The sequence below is a fragment of the Variovorax sp. GW821-FHT06D12 genome (genome assembly GCF_059419205.1).
On sequence record NZ_JBWKRI010000009.1, the window covers coordinates 170,429 to 193,123 of the forward strand.

The 22,695-nt window shown below is 72.2% G+C and carries 6 protein-coding genes; 3 read left to right on the plus strand and 3 right to left on the minus strand.

Annotated elements, in window-relative coordinates; all coding sequences use genetic code 11:
- Nucleotides 1-106: 106 nt before the first annotated feature.
- From AC07SQ_RS25850 to AC07SQ_RS25860, 3 genes are all read left to right on the plus strand, one after another.
- Nucleotides 107-685 (plus strand): RNA polymerase sigma factor, encoded by a 579-nt coding sequence (locus AC07SQ_RS25850; protein WP_159275880.1) that lies wholly within the window; start codon nucleotides 107-109, stop codon nucleotides 683-685.
- A complete protein-coding gene (locus tag AC07SQ_RS25855) occupies nucleotides 682-1,710 on the plus strand; it encodes a FecR family protein (RefSeq protein ID WP_495271771.1) in 1,029 nt (342 codons plus the stop codon). The genes AC07SQ_RS25850 and AC07SQ_RS25855 overlap by 4 nt, the downstream gene beginning before the upstream one ends.
- A 206-nt stretch (nucleotides 1,711-1,916) precedes the next feature.
- Nucleotides 1,917-4,364: a TonB-dependent siderophore receptor gene (locus tag AC07SQ_RS25860; RefSeq protein WP_495271772.1), complete on the plus strand. Its 2,448-nt coding sequence runs from the start codon at nucleotides 1,917-1,919 to the stop codon at nucleotides 4,362-4,364.
- 96 nt (nucleotides 4,365-4,460) lie between these two features.
- Here the strand turns inward: AC07SQ_RS25860 and AC07SQ_RS25865 are convergent, their stop codons facing one another.
- From AC07SQ_RS25865 to AC07SQ_RS25875, 3 genes are read right to left on the minus strand one after another with little or no spacing between them, the layout of a single operon-like run.
- On the minus strand, nucleotides 4,461-11,837 hold the full coding sequence (locus AC07SQ_RS25865; RefSeq protein WP_495271773.1) for an amino acid adenylation domain-containing protein: 7,377 nt from the start codon (nucleotides 11,835-11,837) through the stop codon (nucleotides 4,461-4,463).
- The gene (locus tag AC07SQ_RS25870) at nucleotides 11,838-19,601 is read right to left on the minus strand and encodes an amino acid adenylation domain-containing protein (RefSeq protein ID WP_495271774.1); all 7,764 of its coding nucleotides are present in this window, start codon (nucleotides 19,599-19,601) and stop codon (nucleotides 11,838-11,840) included.
- Nucleotides 19,598-22,693: a non-ribosomal peptide synthetase gene (locus tag AC07SQ_RS25875; protein ID WP_495271775.1), complete on the minus strand. Its 3,096-nt coding sequence runs from the start codon at nucleotides 22,691-22,693 to the stop codon at nucleotides 19,598-19,600. The genes AC07SQ_RS25870 and AC07SQ_RS25875 overlap by 4 nt, the downstream gene beginning before the upstream one ends.
- Between the last annotated feature and the right edge of the window lie 2 nt (nucleotides 22,694-22,695).

Consider the following 22,695-nt stretch of genomic DNA (forward strand, 5'->3'; position numbering starts at 1 on the left):
CCCATCCCCGGGGTCACCGAAGCCAGCGCCCTCGCCTCCTCTTCACCGGCGCGCACCAGCCATCGGCCCAGGGGTCCTTTGTCGATGCTTGCGAGAAGGCGACCGGATGCGCGACCTCGTCCAGGAACTTGTGTCTCACTACGCGGACTTGCGCCGGCAGCTCACGCGCGACCTGCGCGACCCGCACCATGCGGCCGACATCGCGCAGTCCAGCTTCGAGCGCGTGTACACGCACACCCTCGGCCTGCGTGACGGCGCCGCCATCGAGTCGCCGCGTGCCCTGCTGTTCCGCGTGGCGCGCAACCTGTGCATCGACGAAGCCCGCCACCGCAAGGTGGCGCAGGAGTGGGCCGTCTCGCATGCCGTCGTGGGCACGCACCTCACGGCCCCTTCGTCCGAATACGTCGTGGCCCAGCACCGCGTGCTGCGCCGCGTGGTGGAAACCATGGAACAGCTGCCGCCGCGCCGGCGCGAGGTGTTCCTGCTGTTCCGCGCCTACGGCCATTCGCGCGCCGAAATCGCGCAGCGCCTGGGCATCACCGAAATGGCGGTCGCCAAGCACCTGCTGCGCGCCACCATCGACTGCTCGCGCGTGTTCGCCGAGCTGCGCCAGGAACTGATCGAGCCGCAGGCGGTGAACAGCCACGCCGGTTTCGACACCGCACTGGCCGAAGACTTTTCATGAGCCGTGCGGCCACAGCGGTCGTTCCGCGTGAACGGCTGATCGAACGCGCGCTCGCGCTCATCGTCGAGGACGAGATCGCGCCGCCGAGCCCGGCCGCCAACAGCGCCCGGCTCGCGCTCGACCAGTGGCGCACGCGCTCGCCCGAACACGCCGCCGCCGTGCGCGAGGCGCGCGAGCGCTGGAACGCGCTGGGCGGCATGGCCGACGACCTGCGCGCGCACTTCGACGAGCCCGTGCCCGCACCGGCCCCGCGCAACCCCTCGCGCCGCAAGCTGCTGCTGTCGGTCGCCGGCCTGCTCGGCGCCGGCGTGGTCGCCGGGCGCGGCGTGCAGTGGTACTGGCAGCAGCCCGTGTTCCAGGCGACGTACCGCACACCGAACGCGCGGATGCTCAAGGTCACGCTGGCCGATGCCGCCGATGCCTCGGCCGGCAGCCGCCTCGACCTGGCGCCCCAGAGCGCCGTCGACGTCACGCTCTACCGCCGCCGCCGGATGATCGACATGGCACGCGGCGAGGTCCGCTTCGACGTGGCGCCCGACGCCGAGCGGCCCTTCGTGGTGCGCACGCGCGAGGCGATCATCGAAGTGGTCGGCACCGCTTTCACCGTGCGCGACCGCGGCGGCCCGATCACCGTGGGCGTCGAGCACGGCCATGTGCGCGTGCAGGTGCTGCGCCAGGCCGGCACCGAGCGCAGCGGCGAAGTGGTCGACCTGCGCGCCGGCGACATGCTCGAGGTGCGCGACGGCCACGCCGATCCGGTGCGCCAGGCCGACACCGCCGCCCTCTCGGCCTGGCGCGACGGCTGGCTGGTGTTCGACAACACCCCGCTGGGCGACGCGCTGGCCGCGGTCAACAGCTACCGCAGCGCGCCCATCGTCGGCGCCGACGCCCGCATCGACGCGATGCGGCTCTCGGGGCGCTTTCGCACCAACGACTCGGCCGGCCTGCTCGACGCGCTGCCGGCCATCCTGCCGCTGGTGGCGGTGGCCCGGCCCGACGGCAGCGTGCGCCTGCAGGCGCGCTGACCCGGGCGTCCCACGGGCGCGCTGCTCCTTTTTCCCGCTCGTTTTTCGACCCGCATCGACGCGGCGGCCGATGCCTTGTCACGGGCCTGTCTCTCTTTTTCGAGTTCAAACGTCTTACATCCAGAAGCACCCCGCATCCGATCGACGGCTGCGGCGCGCCGCCCGCTTTCATGCCGCACCGATTTATTTGTCTGGAGCCTTCACCCATGCGTTTCTCGCCTCGCCACCGACTCCTGAGCGCCGCGCTTGCCGCCGCCTTCGGAACCGCCCTTGCCAGCTGGAGCGGCCTCGCCGCCGCCCAGGGCGCCGACCAGCCCGCTGCACAAGCACGCGACATCAACGTCCCCGCCCAGCCGCTGGGCGCCGCGCTCAACGAGCTGTCGCGCCAGACCGGCGTGCAGGTGCTCGCCGCCGGTGACGTGGTCTCGGGCCTGGCCGCACCGGCGGTGTCGGGCCGCCTGAGCTTCCAGCAGGCGCTCGACCGCCTGCTGGCCGGCAGCGGCCTCGTGGCGGTGCGCAACGGCCCCACGCGCGTCACCATCCAGCGCCAGAGCACGGGCGGCGCGTCCACGCTGCCGGCCGTGACCGTGGCCGCGCAGGCCGCCACCGACGGCACCACCGAAGGCACGGGCTCGTACACCACGCGCGCCGCCGCCGGCGCCACGCGCATGGACCTGTCGCTGCGCGAGACGCCGCAGTCGGTCAGCGTCATCGGCCGCCAGCAGATCGACGACCAGAACCTCGTCACCCTCGAGGACGTGCTGCGCCAGACGCCCGGCATCGTGGCCGACCGCAACGACGAGCGCGTGACCTTCTCCTCGCGCGGCTTCGCCCTGAGCACCATGATCGACGGCGTGCCCACGCTGGGCTTCAACAGCGTGGCCGGCGAGTCGAGCATGATCAGCACCGCCTTCTACGACCGCGTCGAGGTGATCCGTGGCGCGGCCGGCCTGCTCAACGGCGTGGGCTCGCCCGGCGGCGCCATCAACCTCGTGCGCAAGCGCCCGACCTCCGAGTTCGCAGGGCACATCTCGGGCGGCATCGGCAGCTGGAGCCGCTACAACGCAGAGATCGACGTGGGCGGCCCCCTCAACGCCGACGGCACCGTGCGCGGCCGCTTCATGGCCTCGCGCACCGACGGCAAGAGCTTCATCGAGAACAAGAAGCGCAGCGAAGACGCGCTGTACGGCATTCTCGAAGTCGACCTCGCGGCGGGCTCGCGCCTGTCGGTGGGCTTCGAGCACCAGAAGACCGCCATCGACGGCGCCAACTACGGCCAGAGCCCGCTGTTCTTCAGCAACGGCCAGCGCACCAACCTGCCACGCTCGTTCAACTCCAGCGCCCCGTGGAGCTACTGGGACATGTACAGCGACAAGCTGTTCGCGAACCTCGACCAGCGCCTCGGCGCGGGCTGGCAGCTCAAGGTGGACGCCAGCTACCTCAAGAGCAAGCGCGAGCGCGCCTCGGGCGACCTGAGCATCTACCGCGCGATCAACGCGCGCACCGGCGCCTCCACCATCGACATCCGCGAGAACCCCGCCGAAGGCGCCAACAAGGCCCTCGACGTGCACCTGAAGGGCCCGTTCGAGGCCTTCGGCCAGACGCACGAGGCCGTGGTCGGCATGAGCTACAACACCTACGACGCCACCGTGTACACGCGCGGCGCCGTGCCGCGCATGATCGACCGCCGGCCGCTGAACTTCTACCAGCTGCAGAGCTTCCCCGAGCCGACCTCCTTCTCGTACCCGTTGTACACGGCGCCGCTGAACACCACCGAGAAAGCCATCTACGCCTCGACCCGCCTGAAGCTGGCCGAGCCGCTGTCGCTCATCGTCGGCGCGCGCGGCACCTGGTACAAGTCCGACGCGTCCACGCTCGACTGGACCACCTGGCGGCGCACCGGCGTGAGCTCGATGCGCGAGAACGGCGTGGTCACGCCCTACCTGGGCGTGGTGTTCGACGTGAGCAAGGAACTCTCGCTGTACGGCAGCTACACCGACATCTTCCAGCCGAATACGGTGCGCGACCGCAACAACTCGCTCATTGCACCGCAGCGCGGCAAGAACATCGAGCTGGGCCTGAAGGGCGAGCACTTCGGCGGCAAGCTCAACACCAGCGCCGCGATCTTCAAGACGCGCGAGACCAACCTGGCCGTGATCGACACCGGCGCCGGCTCGCTGCTGCCCGACGGCGGCATCCCGTACCGCGCGGTGCAGGGCGCCAAGAGCAAGGGCTTCGAGCTCACCGCCGCCGGCGAAGTGCTGCCGGGCCTGCAGATGCTCGCGGGCTACACCTACCACGCCAAGCGCGACGCCGACGGCGTGCTGCTGAACCCGCAGTACCCGCGCCGCCTGTTCCGGGTGGCCACCAGCTACCGCCTGCCGGGCGAGTGGAGCAAGCTCACCGTCGGCGGCAGCGTGAGCTACCAGAGCGGCATTTACTACGACGAGTTCAACGAACTCGGCCGCGCCTCGCAAGGCGGCCTGACGCTGTTCGGCCTGATGGCGCGCTACGACATCAACAACCGCCTGAGCGCCTCGCTGCACATCGAGAACCTGGGCGACAAGCGCTACTACAACGGCCTGGGCGCCTACAACGGCTACACGCAAGGCAACCCGCGCAACGCCTGGCTGAAGCTCAGCTACAAGCTCTGACACGCACCAACGAACTGAAATAGGGCGGCACCGGCAGAAGGGTGCCCTTGACGCACGACCCGGCTTCCGGGTCGTGCGTTTTTTTAAGCCCGGGCGTCAGGCCGCGAGGGCTTCGGCTTCGCCCAGTCGCTCGACCAGTTGCGTCAACAACACCGGGCTGCGCAGGATCGCGTGGTGGTCCTCGTCCAGCGCCGCAGTGCTCGCGAGGTCCGGCCGCCCCAGCTGCAGCGCGAGCGCGGCGCGGTCCGCCGCCGGGCGCCGCGCGATCCACCAGCACTCGGCGCGGCAACGCAGCGGCACGAGCGCCTCGGTCTCGATCGCCTTCAGCTGCTGGCTCACGAGGAAGATGCGGGCCAGTTCGTCGTCGGGCAGGTTCGCGTGCGCCGGCATGTCGAGCGCATCGCCACGGGCCTGCGCCTTGGAACGCGCCTGGGCGATCAGCGCGGCCACCGTCGCCTCGTCGCAGACGAAGTCGTCGATGTCCAGCAGCCCGTCGAGGCGCGCCGCCGGCCAGGCCGAGGCGACGAAGTCGGCGAAGTCGCGGCGGCCATCGTCGTCCACCGTCTGCAAGGGCGCGTCGGGCTCGGGCACGTAGGGATCGACCAGGCCGAGAAACGCCACGGCCTGCCCTTCGGCTTCGAGCCGCGCCGCCACGGCCGCCGCGAGCACACCGCCGAGCGACCAGCCCAGCAGGTGGTACGGCCCCTGCGGCTGCACGCCACGGAGCATGCGGGCGTAGTCGTCGGCCATGCGCGCCAGCGACACGTCGCGGTGCGCAGGGTCGGCGAGCATGCGGCACGGCAGGCCGTACACGGTGCGCACGCCCTGCAGGCGGCGCGCCAGCGGTGCGTAGTCGTACACCGTGCCCAGGGCGGCGTGCAGGCAGAACAGCGGCGCCGCACCCGGCACCACGGCATTCAGCGCGACCAGCGACGGCGCCTCGGCACGCCTGCCCAGCAGCCCCGCGATGGTCGGCGCGCGCAGGAAGTCGTGCAGCTTCAGATCGAGCGCCGGCAGGCCCAGGCGACGCGCCTGCGCCATCACCTTCAGGCTCAGCAGCGAATCGCCGCCGAGTTCGAAGAAGTTGTCGTCGCGGCCCACGCGTGCCACGCCCAGCACCTCGGACCAGATGCGCGCGAGCGCCTGCTCGGCGCTGCCGCGCGGCGCGTCGTAGCCGTCGCCGCCGGCGAACACCGGCGCCGGCAGCGCATGGCGATCGACCTTGCCGCTCATGTTGAGCGGCAGCGTGTCGAGCACGACGATGGCGGCCGGCACCATGTGCTCGGGCAGCAGCGCCGCAAGGCCGGCACGCAGCTGCGAAGGCTCGATACGCTCGCCCGCCAGCGGCGAGACATACGCCACCAACCGCGCGCCGCCCCCGCCCTGGCTGGCGACGGCCACGGCCTCGCGCACCTGCGGCAGCGCCAGCAGCTGCGCCTCGATTTCGCCGAGCTCGATGCGAAAGCCGCGGATCTTCACCTGGTGGTCGATGCGCCCCAGGTACGCCATCTGCCCGTCGGCCTCCCAGCGCACGAGGTCGCCCGTGCGGTAGAGCCGGCCGCCCGGCGCGCCGAAGGGGTCGGCCACGAAGCGTTCCGCGCTCAGGCCCGCGCGCTGCAGGTAGCCGCGCGCCAGGCCGTCGCCGCCGAGGTACAACTCGCCGGCCACGCCGGGCGGCACCTGGTTCATGGCGCCGTCGAGCACATAGGCCGTGCGGTCGCCCACGAGGCGGCCGATGGGCATGTAGGCCGCGTCGAAGCCCTCGCCCGGCGCGGCCTTGGCGATCATCGGCGTGATCACCGTCTCGGTCGGCCCATAACCGTTGACGATGCGCGGCGGCTTCAGCACCGACTGCACCAGCGCGAAGCTGGTGCGCGGCATCGCCTCGCCGCCCACGGTGTAGGAGCGGATCGGCAGCCGGCTCGCGGCCTCGCCCATCAACTCGGCCATCTGGTGCAGGTAACCGGGCGTGAAGCAGGCGATGGTGATGCCGTGGCGGGCAATTTCGGCGCAGGTGCGCTCCACCGGCCAGACCTCTTCGTCGCGCGGCATCAACGCCGCGCCGAAGGCCAGCGGCACCCAGGTGCGCTCGTGCGCGCCGTCGAAGTTGATCGATGCGAACTGCAGCTCGCGGTCCTCCGGCGTCATGCCGTAGGCCTCGCCGATGGACTGCACGTGCATGGCCAACGGCCCGTGCGCCACCGCCACGCCCTTGGGCTTGCCGGTCGAGCCCGAGGTGTAGATCACGTAGGCCAGGTGGTCGCGGTGCACCGCCACGCCGGGGTCGTGCGAGGGGCCGTCCGACAGGTCGAGCGTGTCGAGCCTCAGCGCCTTCACACCGGGCAGGCCGATGCGGTCCAGCACCACAGCGTCGTCGGCCAGCAGCAGCGCGACGCCGCTGTCTTCCACCATGTAGGCGAGGCGCTGCGGCGGGTAGGCCGGATCGAGCGGCACGTAGGCGCCGCCCGCTTTCAGGATCGCGAGCAGCGCCACGACCATGTCGGCCGAGCGCCGCACCGCGAGGCCCACGCGCACTTCGGGCCGCAGGCCCGCGCGCACGAGGTGATGCGCCAGCCGGTTGGCGCGCGCCTCCAGCGCGGCGTAGCTCAGCGTGTGGTCGCCGAAGATCAGCGCCGTGGCCTCGGGCCGCAGCGCGGCCTGGCGTGCCACCAGCACATGCACCGGCGCGGTGTGCTGGTAGGCGGGCGTGTTCTCGCCCCAGGCCTGCAGGCGCTGCGCCTCGTCGGCGGTGTACAGGTCGAAGGCCACGACGGGGTGCGTGGCCGCTTGCGCGAGGTCGTCGGCCACGCGGCGCACCGCGTCGTCCATGTACTGGCACACGCGCGCGGCGCCAACCGATGCATCGACCTGCGCGGTCAGCGCGAAGCCGTCGGCGCGTTCGTTCACCGACAGCGCGAAGGCGTAGTTCGAGCGCTCCTGCGCGCCGAGCGTCTCGATGCCTTCCCAGCCGCCGGCACCGGCGCCCGCCTCGGGCGATTGCGCCACATAGCGGTAGTTCAGCAGCGTCGAGAACAGCGGCGTTCCCTTGGGCACCGCGCTGCAGCGCTGCGCGAGCGACAGGCTCGCATGCTCGTGGTGCAGCAGGCCGGCCAGCGCGGCGTGGGTCTGGCGCACGCAGGCCAGCGCGTGGCTGCGGCCCAGCGTCACGCGCAGCGGCAGCGTGTTGATCATCATGCCGAGCGCGCGCCCCGCGCCCTCGCCGCCCGCGAGCCGGCCGAACAGCACGGTGCCGAACACCACGTCGTCCTTGCCCGTGGTCTTGGCCAGCACCAGCGCCCATGCCAGGTGGAACAGCGTGGCCGCGCTCACGCCGCTGCGCTGCGCCTGCGTGCGCACGGCCTGCGCCAATGCCGCGTCGAGTTCGAGGTGCGCTTCTTCCACGGCCGTGCCATCGCCGCGCGCGTCGAACAGGTCGAAAGGCGCGGTTGGTTCGCGCACGTCGCCGAGCATGCGGCGAAAGAACGTCTCCTGCTCGGCCACGTCGGCACCGAGTCGCGCCTGCGCGACGAAGCTGCGGAACGGCACGGGTGGGGGCAGCGCGTCGGCGCGGCCTTGCAGCAGCAGCGTGATCTCCTCGACCAGCAGGTCGCGCGAGACATGGTCGAGCGCCAGGTGGTGGCTCGGCAGCTGCAACAGCCAGCCACCGCCCGCCGCATCGTGCGCGGCGATGGCGCGCAGCATGGGCGCGCGGCGCACGTCGAGGCGGTAGTGGCCGGGGCGCACATGCGCTTCGAGCTGCGCGGCGACATCGCCTGCGGCGGCGTCGACCGGCAGCCATTCGATCTCGGCGGGCGCATGGCGGTGCACCACCTGCACCGGCTCCGCCAGCCCTTCCCACAGCACCGCCGTGCGCAGCATGTCGTGGCGCGCGATGACGCGGTTCAGGCAGTCCATGAACGCGTCGAGCCGCGCCTGGCTGTCGAAGCGCATCTGCAGCGACTGCACGTAGACGTCGCCCTCGGCCTGCATCAGGTGATGGAACAGCAGGCCTTCCTGCAGCGGCGCGAGCGGGTAGATGTCCTGGATGTTGGCCGCGCCGCCGGGCACGGCGGCCTCGATGCGGCGCAGCTGCGCGTCGTCGAGCGTCACCAACGGCAGCATCTGCGACGTGAGCCGCGTGCAGCCGTCGGGAATCGCGTTGTCGGGCACCACCGGCACCGGGCGCGGCGAGGCGCCGGCCTCCAGCGTGGCGCGCGCGAAGTCGGCGAAGCGCGGGTTCTGGAACAGCGTGCGCACCTGCGCGCCGAAGCCCTGCCGGCGCAGTCGCTCGAGCAGCTGCATGGCCAGCAGCGAATGGCCGCCGAGTTCGAAGAAGTTGTCGTTGCGGCCCACGCGCGGCGCGCCCAGCACCTCGGCCCACACGGCGGCCATCGCCTCCTCGGCCGCGCCCTGCGGCGCTTCCCATCTGTCGGCTGTAGCAGCGAACACGGGCTCGGGCAGCGCGGCGCGGTCGACCTTGCCGTTGGCGTTCAGCGGCAGCGCCGAGAGCACGGTGATCGCCGACGGCACCATGTACTCGGGCAGCACCTGCGCCAGCCCATCGCGCAGCGTGAAGGCCTCGACCGGGCGTTGCGCGTCGAGGCTCGACACGTAGGCCAGCAACAGCGCACCGCCTGCACGCTCGCGCGCGACCACCACGGCCTCGCGCACGCCGGGCTGCGCGCGCAGCCGCGCCTCGACCTCGCCGAGCTCGATGCGGAAACCGCGCACCTTCACCTGGTGATCGAGCCGTCCCAGGTATTCGAGCTGTCCGTCAGCGCGCCAGCGCACGAGGTCGCCCGTGCGGTACAGGCGCCCGCCCTTCGCATCGAAGGGGTCGGCCACGAAGCGCTCGGCGCTCAGGCCGGCGCGGTTCAGGTAGCCGCGCGCCAGCCCCGAACCGCCGAGGTACAGCTCGCCGGCCATGCCGGGCGGCACCAGGTTCATGTCGGTGTCGAGCACCACGGCGCGGCGGTCGCCCACGGGCGCGCCGATGGGCAGGTAGGCGGCGTCGAAGGTAGTGCCGGCATAGGCCTTGGCGATGGTCGGCGTGATCACCGTCTCGGTCGGGCCGTAGCCATTGATGAGGCGTGGCGGCTGCAGGGTCTGCATCACGCGCTCGCAGGCCACGCGGCCCATGGCCTCGCCGCCGACGGTGTACGAACGCAGCGTGGGCACGCGCCCGTCCTCGCCGAGCTCGTCGGCCATCTGCTGCAGGTAGCCCGGCGTGAAGCACGCGACGGTGATGCCGTGGCGCTGCATCTCTTCGCGGCTGCGGTGCACGGTCCACAGCTCCTGGCTGCGCGGCATCAGCGTGGCGCCAAAGGCCAGCGGCGTCCAGATGCGCTCGTGCGCGCCGTCGAAGTTGATCGACGCGAACTGCAGCTCGCGGTCTTCGGGCGTCATGCCGTAGGCGCGGCCGATGGTCTGGATGTGCATGCTCAGCGGGCCATGCGCCACGGCCACGCCCTTGGGTTGGCCGGTGGAGCCCGAGGTGTAGATCACGTAGGCCAGGTGTTCGGGATGCACCGCGACATCGGGCGCGCTTTCAGGACCCCTGTCGAGCACGCCGCCATCGAGCAGCAGCGCGGGCAGCGCCTGCATCGATGCGGCCAGGCGTTCGCGCACACGCGCCTGCGTGAGCAGCAGCCGCACGCCGCTGTCGGCCGCCATGAAGTCGAGCCGGTCGGGCGGGTAGTCCGGGTCGAGCGGCACGTAGGCCGCGCCGGCTTTCAGCACGCCGAGCAGCGCCACCACCATCTCGGGCGACCGCTCCACTGCGAGGCCGATGCGGTCCTCGGGCTGCACGCCCTGCGCGATGAGGGCGTGCGCGAGCCGGTTGGCACGCCGATCGAAATCGCGGAAGCACATCGGCACGCCATCGACGATCAGCGCCGTCGCCTCGGGCCGCAGCGCGGCCTGGCGCTCGACGAGGCGGTGCACGGGCACCTCGTCCCAGTCGGTGTCCCGGCCCTCGCCCCATTCGCGCAGCTGGGCATGCTCCTGCGGACCGAGCAGCGCCACCTCGCGCAGCGTGCGCGACGGGTCGTCGGCCAGCTGGCGCAGCACCGCGACGTAGTGCGCGGCCATGCGCTCGATGGTCGCGGTCTCGAAGATCGCGCGGGCGTAGGTGAAGCTCAGGCCGAGCGTTCCGTCGGCCTGCTCCAGCGTGTCGAGCGCAAGTTCGAAGGGCGCCGCCTGCTCGTCGAGTTCACAAGGTTCGATGCGCAGGCCTTCGAGCCGGTCGAGCGCGCCCAGGTCCTGCTGCCGGTGGTTGAAGATCACCTGGAACAGCGGCGGGTGGCTCAGGCTGCGCTCGGGCTGCAGCGCCTCGACCAGCTGTTCGAACGGCAGGTCCTGGTGCGCCTGCGCGCCCAGCGCCGCCTCGCGCGCCTGCGCCAGCGCCTCGGCCAGCGTGGTGTGACCGGCCAGCTCGGCGCGCAGCACCTGCGTGTTGACGAACAGGCCGAGGATGCCGGCCGTCTCGGGCCGGTCGCGGTTGGCCACGGGCACGCCGAGCCGGATCTCGCCCTGCCCCGTGTAGCGGTGCAGCAGCGCCTGGAAGCCGGCCAGCAGCACCATGAAGAGCGTCGCGCCCTCGGCGCTCGCGCGGCGGCGCAGCGCCTGCGTCAACTCATCCGGCAGGTCGAGCCGATGGCGCGCGGCGAGGTACGGCCCCTGCGGCGGACGCGCGCGGTCGGCGGGCAGTTGCAGCAGCGGCTGTTCGCCGCCCAGGCGTTCGGTCCAGTAGGCGAGCTGGCGTTCGCCCTCGCCTGCTTCGAGCCAGTGGCGCTGCCAGGCCGCGTAGTCGGCGTACTGCAGCGCCGGCGCGGCCGGCACGGCGGCGTCGTTCCCTTGACGGTGCGCCTGGTACAGCGCGCCGAAGTCGTCGACCAGAAGCTGCATCGACCAGCCGTCGGACACGATGTGGTGCATCACCAGCACCAGCAGGTGCGCGGTCTCGCCGGTGCGCAGCAGACCCACGCGCAGCAGCGGGCCGTGCGACAGGTCGAAGGGCGTGCGCACGAGGCGCGCAGCCTCGTCGCGCACCTGCGCGGGGTGGGCGCGCAGATCGGCTTCGCGCAGGTCGAGCACCGCCTCGGGCGACACGGTCTGCTGCGGCACGCCGTCGTCGCTCATGCCGAAGCGCGTGCGCAGCGACGGATGCCGCGCCACCAGCGCCTGCAGGCTCGCACGCAGCGCTGCACCGTCGAGCGCGCCGTGCAGCGTGAGCGCGGCCGTGATGTGCTGCGCGGTGCTTTCGGGGTCCATCTGCCAGAGGAACCACTGGCGCGCCTGCGCGTACGAAGCGGGCCGCGGCGCACCCGGCACAGCGGCCGGGTCGGGCACGATCGGCAGGCGGCCGAAGTCGATGCCCTGCGCACGCAGCGCGGCGATGAATTCCTTCTGCCGCGCCGGCGGCAAACCCGCCAGCCGTTGGGCGATGGCCCTACTGCGTTCGCTACTGCTCACTCAACCCCCCAGACTTTCCAACAATGCATCCATGCGATCGAGATCGCTCTCGGCCTGCGCGGCCTGCTGCGCCTGCGCCGGCCCTTGCGCGTCGAGCGCCTGCGCGCAGGCCGCCAGGTCGGGCAACTCGAAGTAGCGCTGCAGCGGCAAGTCGATGCCCATCTGTGCCTTGACCTGCTGGCGCAGCTTGAGCACCGCGAGCGAATGCCCGCCGAGCTCGAAGAAGTTGTCGCCGCGCCCCACGCGCGACAGCCCCAGCACCTGCGCCCACAGACCCGCCAGCGCGGTTTCGGTGGCGCTCTGCGGCGGCACATGCGCGCGCTCTTCCGCCGCTTCGGGCGGTGGCAGCGCCTGCCGATCGACCTTGCCGTTGGCGTTCAGCGGCAGCCCCTGCGGCATCGCGACGATGACGCTCGGCACCATGTAGTCGGGCAGCGCCGCCGCGAGACCCGCACGCAGCGCCGCGGGGCGCAGTGGCTGGCCTTCGGCGCCGGCCGCATAGGCCACCAGCCGCGCACCGCCCGGTCCTTCCTGCGCCAGCACCAGGGCCTGTCGCACGCCGGGTTGCGCGAGCATCTGCGCCTCGACCTCGCCGAGTTCGATGCGAAAGCCTCGCACCTTCACCTGGTGGTCGAGCCGGCCGAGGTACTCGAGCTGGCCGTCGGCGCGCCAGCGCACGAGATCGCCGGTGCGGTAGAGCCGCCCGCCGTGCCCATCGAACGGATCGGCGACGAAGCGCTGCGCCGTCAGGCCGGCGCGGCGCAGGTAGCCGCGCGCCAGCACCTCGGCGCCCACGCACAGCTCGCCCGCCACGCCGACGGGCACGGGGTTCAGTTGCGCGTCGAGCACATGCAGCCGCGCGCTCGATGCGGGCGTACCGATGGGTGGCAGGTCTTCGTCGCCTGCGCTGTCGAGCACGAACTCGCTCACCACGTGCGTCTCGGTCGGCCCGTACTGGTTGATGAGCCGACACTGCGATTCGCGCGCCAGCCACTCGGCCAGCGCGGGCGTGCGCTTGAGCTGCTCGCCCGCCGTGAGGATCTGCCGCAGCGCCGGCAACCGCCGGCCCGAGGCCAGCGACTGCTCGGCGAAATGCTGCAGCACCGAGAAGGTGAGGAACATGCGTTCGACGCCTTCTCCGTGCACCAACGCCTCGAGCGCATCGAGGTCGAGCCGCTGCGCGTCGGTGGTCTGCACGAGGCAGCCGCCGCCGGCCAGCCCGCTGACCATCTCCTGGAACGCCACGTCGAAGCACGGCGAGGCGAACAGCAGCGTGCGGCTCGCGCTCGGCAGGCGTTGCAGCTGCCACGCGATGAGGCGCGCCACCGCGTCGTGGCGCATCGCCACGCCCTTGGGTCGGCCGGTGGAGCCCGAGGTGTAGAGCACGTAGGCCAGCTGCTCGCCATGCACCGGCACCGCCGGGTCGTGGTCGGGCCAGGCGGCCATGCCGTCGTCGGCCGCGTCGAGGTCGAACGCCAGCCGCTGCACGCTCGCTGCGTCGGGCAGGCGTGGCATCAGCGCGCGGCGCGTGAGCAGCAGCGAAGCGCCGCTGTCCTCGACCATGTAGGCCAGCCGCTCGGTCGGGAACGCCGGGTCGAGCGGCACGTAAGCGCCGCCGGCCTTGAGCACGGCGAGCAGGCCGACGACGGTCTCGGCCGAGCGATCGACCGCGATCGCGACCGGCATGTCGGGCCGCACGCCCTGCGCGATCAGCCGGTGCGCCCAGCGGTTGGCGAGGCGGTTGAGTGCGGCGTAGGTGAGGCGATGGTCGGCCGTGACGAGTGCCAGTGCATCGGGGTTCGCCTTCGCCTGCTGTTCGATGAGGTGGTGGACGGGCACGACCCTTTCCGGCGTGAATGCACCGCGCGACCAAAGCGACAACCGCTCGCGCTCGGCCGCATCGGCCAACGTCAGCTGGCCCACGGCCTGCGCCGCATCGCCGGCCAGCGCCAGCAGCGCCGCGCGCAACTGGCCCACAAGCGCGGCGGCCTGCGCCTCGTCGCACACGTCGAGCGCATGCACGAGGTCGATGTGCAGCGCCGCATCGTCGTGCACCATCAACGTGAGCGGGTACGAGGTTTCTTCCTGCGTGTGCACCGCGCCGAAGCTCAGGCCGGCCGCAGCATCGCCACGCAAGGCTGCATCGACCGGGTAGTTCTCGAACACCACCAGCGTGTCGAACAGCCCCTGCCCGCCCAGCCCGGCCCAGGCCTGGATCTCGTGCAGCGGCGTGTGCTCGTGTTCGCGCGACGCGACCTGCGCCGCCTGCAGTTCGCGCAGCCAGTCGCCCACGGGCTGGCCGGGGCGCAGGTGCGCGACCACGGGCAGCGTGTTGATGAACAGGCCCAGCATGCGCTCGGCACCCGGCATCTCGGCGCTGCGGCCGGAGACGGTGGCGCCGAACACGACGGTGCCCGTGCGCGTGCGCTGGCCCAGCAGCAGCGCCCAGGCGGCCTGCACAACGGTGTTGAGCGTGACGTGCGCGGCCCGCGCGGCTTCGCGCAGGCCGCGCGTGGCTTCGGTGTCGAAGGCCAGCCGCTGGCGGGCCTTGCCCGGGCGCGGTGCGACAGGCGGCACCAGCGCCGTGGCAAGGCGTGTCGGTTCTTCCACACCGGCCAGCACGCGGCGCCAGTGCGCCTCGCCGGCCTGTGCATCGCGCGCGGCGAGCCACGCGATGTGGTCGCGGAAACGCCCGGGTGCGGGCTCGCCGGCCTGCCCTGCGTAGCTGCGCAGCACCTCGGCCAGCAGCTGCGCCACGCTCCAGCCGTCGAGCAGCAGGTGGTGGTAGGTCCAGACGAGGTGATGGCGCTGCGCCTGCGTGCGGACCAGCGCGATGCGCATGAGCGGCGGGCGCGCGAGGTCGAAGCCGCTCGCGCGCTGCGACGCGGCCAGCCGCGCCAGTGCAGCTGGCACATCGACGCTCTCGCGCAGGTCTTGCATCACCCACGGCATCTCGGCGCTGCGCGCCACCCATTGCAACGGCGTGGCGCCGTCGGCCAGGAAGCCGCTGCGCAGGATCTCGTGGCGTGCCAGCACGCGCTGCCATGCGGCGCGGAAGCGCTCGGCATCAAGGCCGTCGATGTCCACACACAGCTGGTTGACGTAGGCCTCGCCCTGCGCATCGACCAGGCTGTGGAACAGCATGCCCGACTGCATCGGCGACAACGGATAGAGGTCTTCGAGTTGTGCCACGGGCAGCGGCAGCGCGTCGAGCTGCGCGGCGTCGAGCCCGGCCAGCGGGAAGTCCGACGGCGTGACGCCGCAAGCGCCCGAGGTGCAGTGCGCGATCAGCGCTTCGAGTTCGTCGCCGAAACGGTTCACCCAGCCTTGCACGTCCTCCTGCGCATGCCGCGCCGCGCTGAAGTCCACCGTCAGTTGCAGCGCACCGTCGCGCACCTGTGCATTGACGCTGAATTCGTGCAGCAGCGGTGCGCTCGCGGCGACCGGCTCGCCCGCGTCTTCAGGTGCGAGCGACCACACGGCCTCTCCTGCACCATCAACCTGCCCCAGGTAGTTGAAGACCAGCTGCGGCCGCGGCAATGCGCGCAGCGCCTGCTGCTGTGCGTCCGTGCCCAGATGCCTCAGCACGCCATGGCCGAGCCCGCGTTGCGGCACACGGCGCAGGTCTTCCTTCACGCGCTTGATCGCATCGCCCCACGCGCCCAGCGGATCGAGCCGCACGGGGAACAGGCTGGTGAACCAGCCCGTGGTGCGCGACAGGTCGAGCGCCTTCTGCGCGGGGAGGATGTCTTCGCGGCCGTGGCCTTCGAGCAGGATCGCCAGCTGCGCATGCCCGCTCCAGCCGCACAGCGCGCGCCCGAGCGCGGTGAGCAGCAGGTCGTTGACCTGCGTGCGGTAGGCGGCCGGCGCCGTCTTGAGCAGTGCCTGCGTGCGCGCGCGGTCGAGCTGCCACGCGATGCTGGCGCGGCGCGCCACGGTGTTCACGCCGTCGGGCCGCGCGCAGGGCAGCGCCACCGGCACGTCGGCGAAGGCCTGCCAGTGCGCGAGTTCGCCGTCCACCGTGGCGGCCTCGCCCTGCAGCGCGCGCGCCCAGGCCTGCAGGCTGGCGCTCTTCGGCGGCAGCACGACGGGCCGGCCGTCGCGGCACTGCGCGTACGCGGTGGCCAGGTCGTCGAGCACGATGCGCCACGACACGCCATCGACCACGAGGTGGTGCGCCGCCAGCAGCAGGCGCCAGTCGCCGCCGGGCAGGCGGATGACCAGCGGACGCAGCAGCGGCCCGTGCGCGAGGTCGAGGCTGCGCTGCGCCTCGTCGCACAGCACGGTGATCTGCGCGGGGTTCGCTGCATCGCGCACCCAGAGCCATTCTTCGCGCCAGCGCGTCGGCAGGGCCTCGTAGGCCTGTCGCCAGCAGCCATCGGCCGCGCGATGGAAGCGCAGGCGGAAAGCATCATGGTGCTGCACCACAGCCGCCAGCGCGGCTTCGAGCGCGGGCACCGCCAGCGGCTCGCGGCCTTGCAGCAGCAGCGACTGGTTCCAGTGGTGGCGCTCGGGCATGTCGGCCTCGAAGAACGCGGCCTGGAACGGCAGCAGCGGCACCTCGCCTTCGGCAGCGGTCTGCTGGGCCTGCACCGCAGCGTCCACGGGCTCGGCCACGGCCGCCTGCCCGGCGACGGTCTGGCGCTCGAACATCTGGCGCGGCGTGAGCTTCCAACCCGTCGTGCGCAGTCGCGACACGATCTGCAGGCTCAGGATCGAATCGCCGCCGAGTTCGAAGAAGTTGTCCTGCCGACCCACGCGCGGCAGGCCGAGCACCTCGGCCCAGACCGTGGCGAGCGCCTGTTCGACCACGCCCTCGGGCGCCTCGTAGGCCTGCGCCCCGCTGCGTTCGGTCTTGGGCAGCGACTTGCGGTCGATCTTGCCGTTGGCGTTGAGCGGCAGGGCCGGCAGCACGCACAGCAGCGACGGCACCATGTACTCGGGCAGCACCTCGGCCAGGCGCGCCTTGAGCACGGCCACGTCCACCGCCGCACCGGGCTGCGGCGACACGTAGCCGACCAACCGCGTGCCGCCCGGGCCTTCGTCGGCCACCACCACGGCCTCGCGCACCTGCGGCTGCGCCAGCAGCTGCGCCTCGATCTCGCCGAGCTCGATGCGAAAGCCCCGCACCTTCACCTGGTGGTCGATGCGGCCCAGGTAGGCCAGCTGGCCGTCGTCGCGCCAGCGCACGAGGTCGCCCGTGCGGTACAGGCGCTCGCCGCTGTCGCTGAACGGGTCGGCGACAAAGCGCTCGGCCGTGAGGCCCAGCCGGTGCAGGTAGCCGCGCGCCAGGCCGATGCCACCCAGGTACAGCTCACCGCCCACGCCCGGCGGCACGGGGTTCAGGCCCGCGTCGAGCACGTAGGTCTTGCAGCCCGCGATGGGGCGGCCGATGGCGACGTGGTTCAGCCCGTCGGCGCGGCAGGTCCAGTGCGTCACGTCGATGGCCGCCTCGGTCGGGCCGTAGAGGTTGTACAGCCCCGCGCCCGGCAGGCGCTCGAACACCTTCGCCTGCGCCTCGGCCGGCAGCGCCTCGCCGCTGCAGACGATGCGCCGCAGGCTGGTGCAGGCCTCGATGCCTTCGTGCGCCAGGAAGGCCTGCAGCATCGAGGGTACGAAATGCAGCGTGGTCACGCCGTGCGCGCGGATCAACTCGACCAGGCGTGCCGGTTCGCGGTGATCGCCGGGCGCGGCGACGACGAGGCGCGCGCCCTGCATCAGCGGCCAGAAGAACTCCCACACCGACACGTCGAAGCCGAAGGGCGTCTTCTGCAGCACGGTGTCGGCGTCGCCCAGCGCGTAGGCGTCCTGCATCCAGGCCAGGCGGTTGTAGAGCGCGTTGTGGCGGTTGGCCGCGCCCTTGGGGCGGCCCGTGGAGCCCGAGGTGAAGATCACGTAGGCGAGGTTTTCGCCATGCAGTGCGACCTGCGGGCAGGCGGTGGATTCGGCCGACAGGTCGAGCGCATCCAATGCCAGCAACTGCACGTGCACCGCCACCGGCAGCGCCTCGCGCAGGTGCGACTGCGTGAGCAGCAGCGTCACCCCGCTGTCTTCGAGCATGTAGGCGATGCGTTCGCGCGGCAGCTCGGGGTCGATGGGCACATAGGCGCCGCCGGCCTTCAGGATCGCCAGCAGCCCCACGACCATCTCGAGGCTGCGCTCGGCGGCGATGCCCACGGGCATGTCGGGCCGCACGCCGAGGCCGATCAGGCGGTGGGCCAGCGCGTTGGCGCGCGCGTCGAGTTCGCCGTAGCGCAGCACCGTGTCGCCGAACACCAGCGCGACCGCCTCGGGCCGCTCGCGCGCCTGCGCTTCGATCCTCTGGTGCACGGGCTGCGTGTACGGGCGGTGCGGCAGGTTCTCGCTCCACGCACGCAGCCGCGCCTCATCGTCCGCATCGGTGAGCACGAGGTTCGCGAGCACGCGATCGGGGTCGTCCGACATCGCCTGCAGCACGCGCTGGTAGGCGCGCACCAGGCGCTGCGCGGTCGTGGCGTCGAACAGGTCGGTGTTGTATTCGAGCCGGCCGCGCACGCCGCGCGGGTCGATGTAGAAGTCCAGCGACAGGTCGAACTTGGCACCCGCGTCGTCGAACTCCTGCAGCTCGGCGCGCACGCCCGCGAAGTCGAGCGCGACGGCCTCGCCGGCCATCTGCACGCCGAACATGGCCTGGAACAGCGGGCTGCGCGCGGGGTCGCGGCGGTCCTTGCGGCTGGCCAGCAGCACCTCGAACGGCAGGTCGGCATGGTCGAGCGCGGCCAGCGCGTCGGCGCGCACCTGCCGGCACACCTCGCGCAGCGTGCGCCGGGGCGCGAGCCGCGCGCGGAACACCTGCGTGGTGATGAAGAAGCCCAGCAGGTCCTGCACCTCCTCGCGGTGACGGCCTGCGTTGGGCACGCCGATGGCGAAGTCGTCCTGCCCGCTACAGCGCGACAGCAGCACCTGCCAGGCCGCGAGCAGCACGACGAACGGCGTGCAACGCTCGGCGCGGCAAAAGGTCTGCAGCGCCGCCGCCAACGCCGGCGGCAGCTCGAAGCCCAGCGCGGTGCCGGCGAAGGTCTGTTGCGCGGGGCGTGCGCGGTCAGTCGGCAGATCGAGCGACGGCACCTCGTCGCCGAGGTGGCGGTTCCAGTGCGCGAGCTGCGGCGCGAGCGCCCCGCCCTGCACGCGGGCACGCTGCCACACGGCAAAGTCGGCGTACTGCACGGGCAGCGACGGCAGCTGCACCGGGCCTTCGCTGCGCAGCGCCAGCGCGTAGGCCGCGCCGAGGTCGCGCGCCAGGATCGGGTTCGACCAGGCGTCGGACACGATGTGGTGCAGGCAGACGGTCAGCACATGCCGGTCGTCGGCCAGCTTTGCGAGCCGCGCCACCAGCGCGGGCGCACGGCCCAGGTCGAACACATGCGTCGCTGTGCGGCGCACGAGCGAATCGACAGCAACTTGCTGCTCGTCTGCGCTCTGGCCCGAGAGGTCGATGCGCTCCAGCGCGAACGGCACCTCGGCCTGCACCATCTGCATCGGCACGCCGTCGTGTTCGACGAAGCGCGTGCGCAGGATCGCGTGGCGCGCAACGACCGCCTGGAACGCGCGTTCCAGCGCATCGGCGTCGAGCGCGCCGGTCAGCCGGAACACACGCGGCAGGTTGTAGGCCGTGAGCCCGGGCTCGAGCTTCTGCAGGAAGCACAGCTGTTCCTGGGCATACGACAGCGGCACCGCCTGGCCGTCGTGCACGGTGCGGGTGATCTCGTCCATGGCGATGCTCATGCGGCCTCGCCCACGGATTCGTCGGCCAGGTCGCGTTGCCGGTGCGTCTGCGCCAGCTGTTCGAGCGCGACGGCATCGGCGCTGGCCTCGCGCAGCACGGCGGCGAGCGCCGCCGGCGTCGGGTGATCGAACACCACGCCGGCCGCCACCTCGACCTGCAGCAGCTTGCGGATGCGAGCGACCAGCTTGATGACCTGCAGCGAGTGGCCGCCGAGTTCGAAGAAGTCGTCTTCCACGCCGACCGGACCGCCGCCCAGCAGCGTGGCCATGCCGTCGGCGAGCAGCGCTTCGAGCGCGTCGCGCGGGGCCTTCACTGCACGCTGCGGCGCTTCGGCCGGGGCCGAGGCCGCCAGCGCGAGCCGGTCGATCTTGCCGTTCGGCAGGCGCGCGAAGGCGCTCACGGCCGTGCAGCTCGCGGGCACCATGTGTGCGGGCAGCAACGCGGCGAGTTGCTCGCGCAGCGCGCGGCCGTCGACCCCCTCGCCGTCGCCGACGAAGAAGGCGGCGAGCGTGGTCGCGCCGGCTGCATCGGGCACGGCGAGCACGGCCGCCTGGCGCACGCCGGGCCGCGCCAGCAGCGCCGCCTCGACCTCGGCGGGCTCGACGCGGTAGCCGTGGACCTTCACCTGGTGGTCAGCGCGCCCCGCGAGCCGCAGCCCGCCTTCGGGCAGCACCCACGCGAGGTCGCCCGTGCGGTAGAGGCGCTCGCCGGCGCGGAACGGGTCGGCGACGAACACGTCAGCGTTCGCGCGGTTCAGGTAGCCACGGCACAGCTGCGCACCGCCGATGCAGACCTCGCCCAACCCACCGGCCGGCACGAGGCCGCGCGACGCATCGAGCACGCGCACGCGGTTGTTCGCGAGCACGCGCGTCAGCGGCAGCTGCTCGGGCACCGGCGCGCCAGGTTCGACGGCATGCACCATGACGCCGACCGTGGCCTCGGTCGGCCCGTAGTGGTTGTAGATGGCGCACTGCGGCGCCAGCCGCGCGATGCGCTCGACCAGCGCGCGCGGCGCGGCCTCGCCGCCCAGCACCAGCGTGCGCGGCAGGCAGGACGTGGCGGTTTCGAGCAGTGCCTCGAGGTGCGAGGGCACGATCTTCAGCGCGTCGATGGCGTGGGCGCGCATGAAGCACGCGAAGGCCTCGGCATCTTTTGCCTCGTGCGGCGCCGCCACGACGAGGCAGGCGCCGTTGTGGAACGCGCCGAACAGCGCGGTGTTGCCCAGGTCGGCCGCCACCGAGCTGGTGAGCGCCCAGCGGCGGCAGGTGTCGAGCTGCATCGCCGCCGAAGCCGCCGCCACGTAGTTCTGCAGCTGGCCCTGCTCGACGGCCACGCCCTTGGGCGTGCCGGTGGAGCCGGAGGTGTAGAGCACGTAGGCGAGGTCGCTCGGTGCAGCGATGTGCGATGCGGCTTGTGCTTCGGGCAGCGTGCTCGCATCGGGCAATGCCGCGTCGATGGTGAAGATGGGCTTCGCATCGGCCAGCACCGCCGCACGGCGCGCCTCGGGCCAGTCGGGGTCGAGCGGCAGGTAGACGGCGCCCGCGCGCCAGACAGAGAGGATCGCCACCGGCAGGTCGAGCGCACGCGGCAGGTTCAGCGCGACGATCGCACCGGGCGTCACGCCCTGCCCTTGCAGCCAGTGGGCGATGCGACCGATGCGCTGGTCGAGTTCGCGGTAGCTCAGGCGCTGGTCGCCTGCTTCGAGTGCGGGCGCATGGGGCGTTTCGACGGCCCAATGGGCGATGCGCTGCGTGACGGTCTGCGTACCGACATCGGCCACGGCCTCTTGCGACTGCAGCAGCAGCTCGCGCTCGCGCGCACCGACCAGCGGCAGCGCGCCGAGCGCGGTGTCGGGGCGTTCGACGATGGCATCCAGCAGGCAAAGGTATTGCATCAGCAGGCGCTGCGCCGCCATCTCGCTGTGGCGCGCGGCATCGGCATGCACCGAGAGCGCAGCGCCGTCGGCGTCCCATGCGATCTGCAAGGCGAGTTCGAAAGCCGGCAACGGCCCCGGTAGCGCAGCCAGTTGCCATTGCGGATCGGCGCCGTGACGGCGCGGCCGGTCGTGGCACGCGAAGCCGACCGCGAGGTGCGCGGCGATGGGCGGAGCCTCGACGGCCCAGTACTCCTGCGCCTCGACATGCGCGGCCAGCGTGCCGTCGACGTTGTCGAACCAGTCGGCAAAGCGCGTCTCGGGCGCGGTCTCGACGATGAGCGGCAGCACCTTGTCGAACACGCCGACCGCCCCCTGCATCGGCGGGTAGTCGCGGCGGCAGTCGTGCTGCCAGCCGGCGATGAAACGGCCGGTACCGTCCAGGCGCGCGAGCAGCAGCCACCAGACGGCTTGCAGCAGCGCGTCGGGCTGTGCGCCCAGTGTGTCGGCGCAGGCGGCGATGCGACTCAGAAAAGTGGCGTCGACGGATTCGTCGGCACGCACGCGCGCAGTCTGCTGGGAGACAGCAGCTTGCCGACCGACGAGGCGCGGCGGCGTGAGCGCGGCGGCCTGCGCGAGGTAGCGCTGCCAGTAGGCGCGGCCCTCGGCGGCGTCTTCGCCGTCGAGCAGGTCCTGGCGCCAGGTCACGAAGCGCGCATACGGGAACACCTCGGCGGCATCGAAAGCGTGTTCGTCCGCGAAGGCCGTGGCGATCTGGTCGAACAGGTGCTGCAGGCTGCCCCGGTCGCCGACCCAGGCATGCACGGAAAGCGCCAGCGTGTGACGTGCCTCCCCGGTGCGTGCGAGCCCGGCATGGACCATCTCGCCGCGCGCGATGTCCAGCGGCGCGGCCTGCAGGTTCGCCAGCCAGTCGGCCAAGGCAGCTTCAGGCGCATCGCGCAGGTCTGCGTCCGCCCAGGCCAGCGGCGTCATCCCGTCGGTGTACTGCTGGCGCAGGCCGCGGTAGCCCGGCACCGCGCGGATCGCGCTGCACAGCGCGCCGTGCGCGCCCAGTACGCGCGCCACCACGTCGCGCAGGCGCGCAGCGTCGAGCCCGCCCTCGATGTCGGCGCGCAGCAGCAGGCGCGGCGCATCGGCCGGCACGGCGCGTTGTTCGGGGCTCAGCGGGAAGGTGGTGTCGTCGAAGTGGTCGGTCATGG

What these genes read in the sequence shown, in the direction of transcription:
- AC07SQ_RS25855 (WP_495271771.1), top strand. Translation starts at nt 682, where the DNA reads ATGAGCCGTGCGGCCACAGCGGTCGTTCCGCGTGAACGGCTGATCGAA.
- AC07SQ_RS25850 (WP_159275880.1), top strand. Translation starts at nt 107, where the DNA reads ATGCGCGACCTCGTCCAGGAACTTGTGTCTCACTACGCGGACTTGCGC.
- AC07SQ_RS25870 (WP_495271774.1), bottom strand. Translation starts at nt 19,601, where the DNA reads ATGAGCATCGCCATGGACGAGATCACCCGCACCGTGCACGACGGCCAG.
- AC07SQ_RS25875 (WP_495271775.1), bottom strand. Translation starts at nt 22,693, where the DNA reads ATGACCGACCACTTCGACGACACCACCTTCCCGCTGAGCCCCGAACAA.
- AC07SQ_RS25860 (WP_495271772.1), top strand. Translation starts at nt 1,917, where the DNA reads ATGCGTTTCTCGCCTCGCCACCGACTCCTGAGCGCCGCGCTTGCCGCC.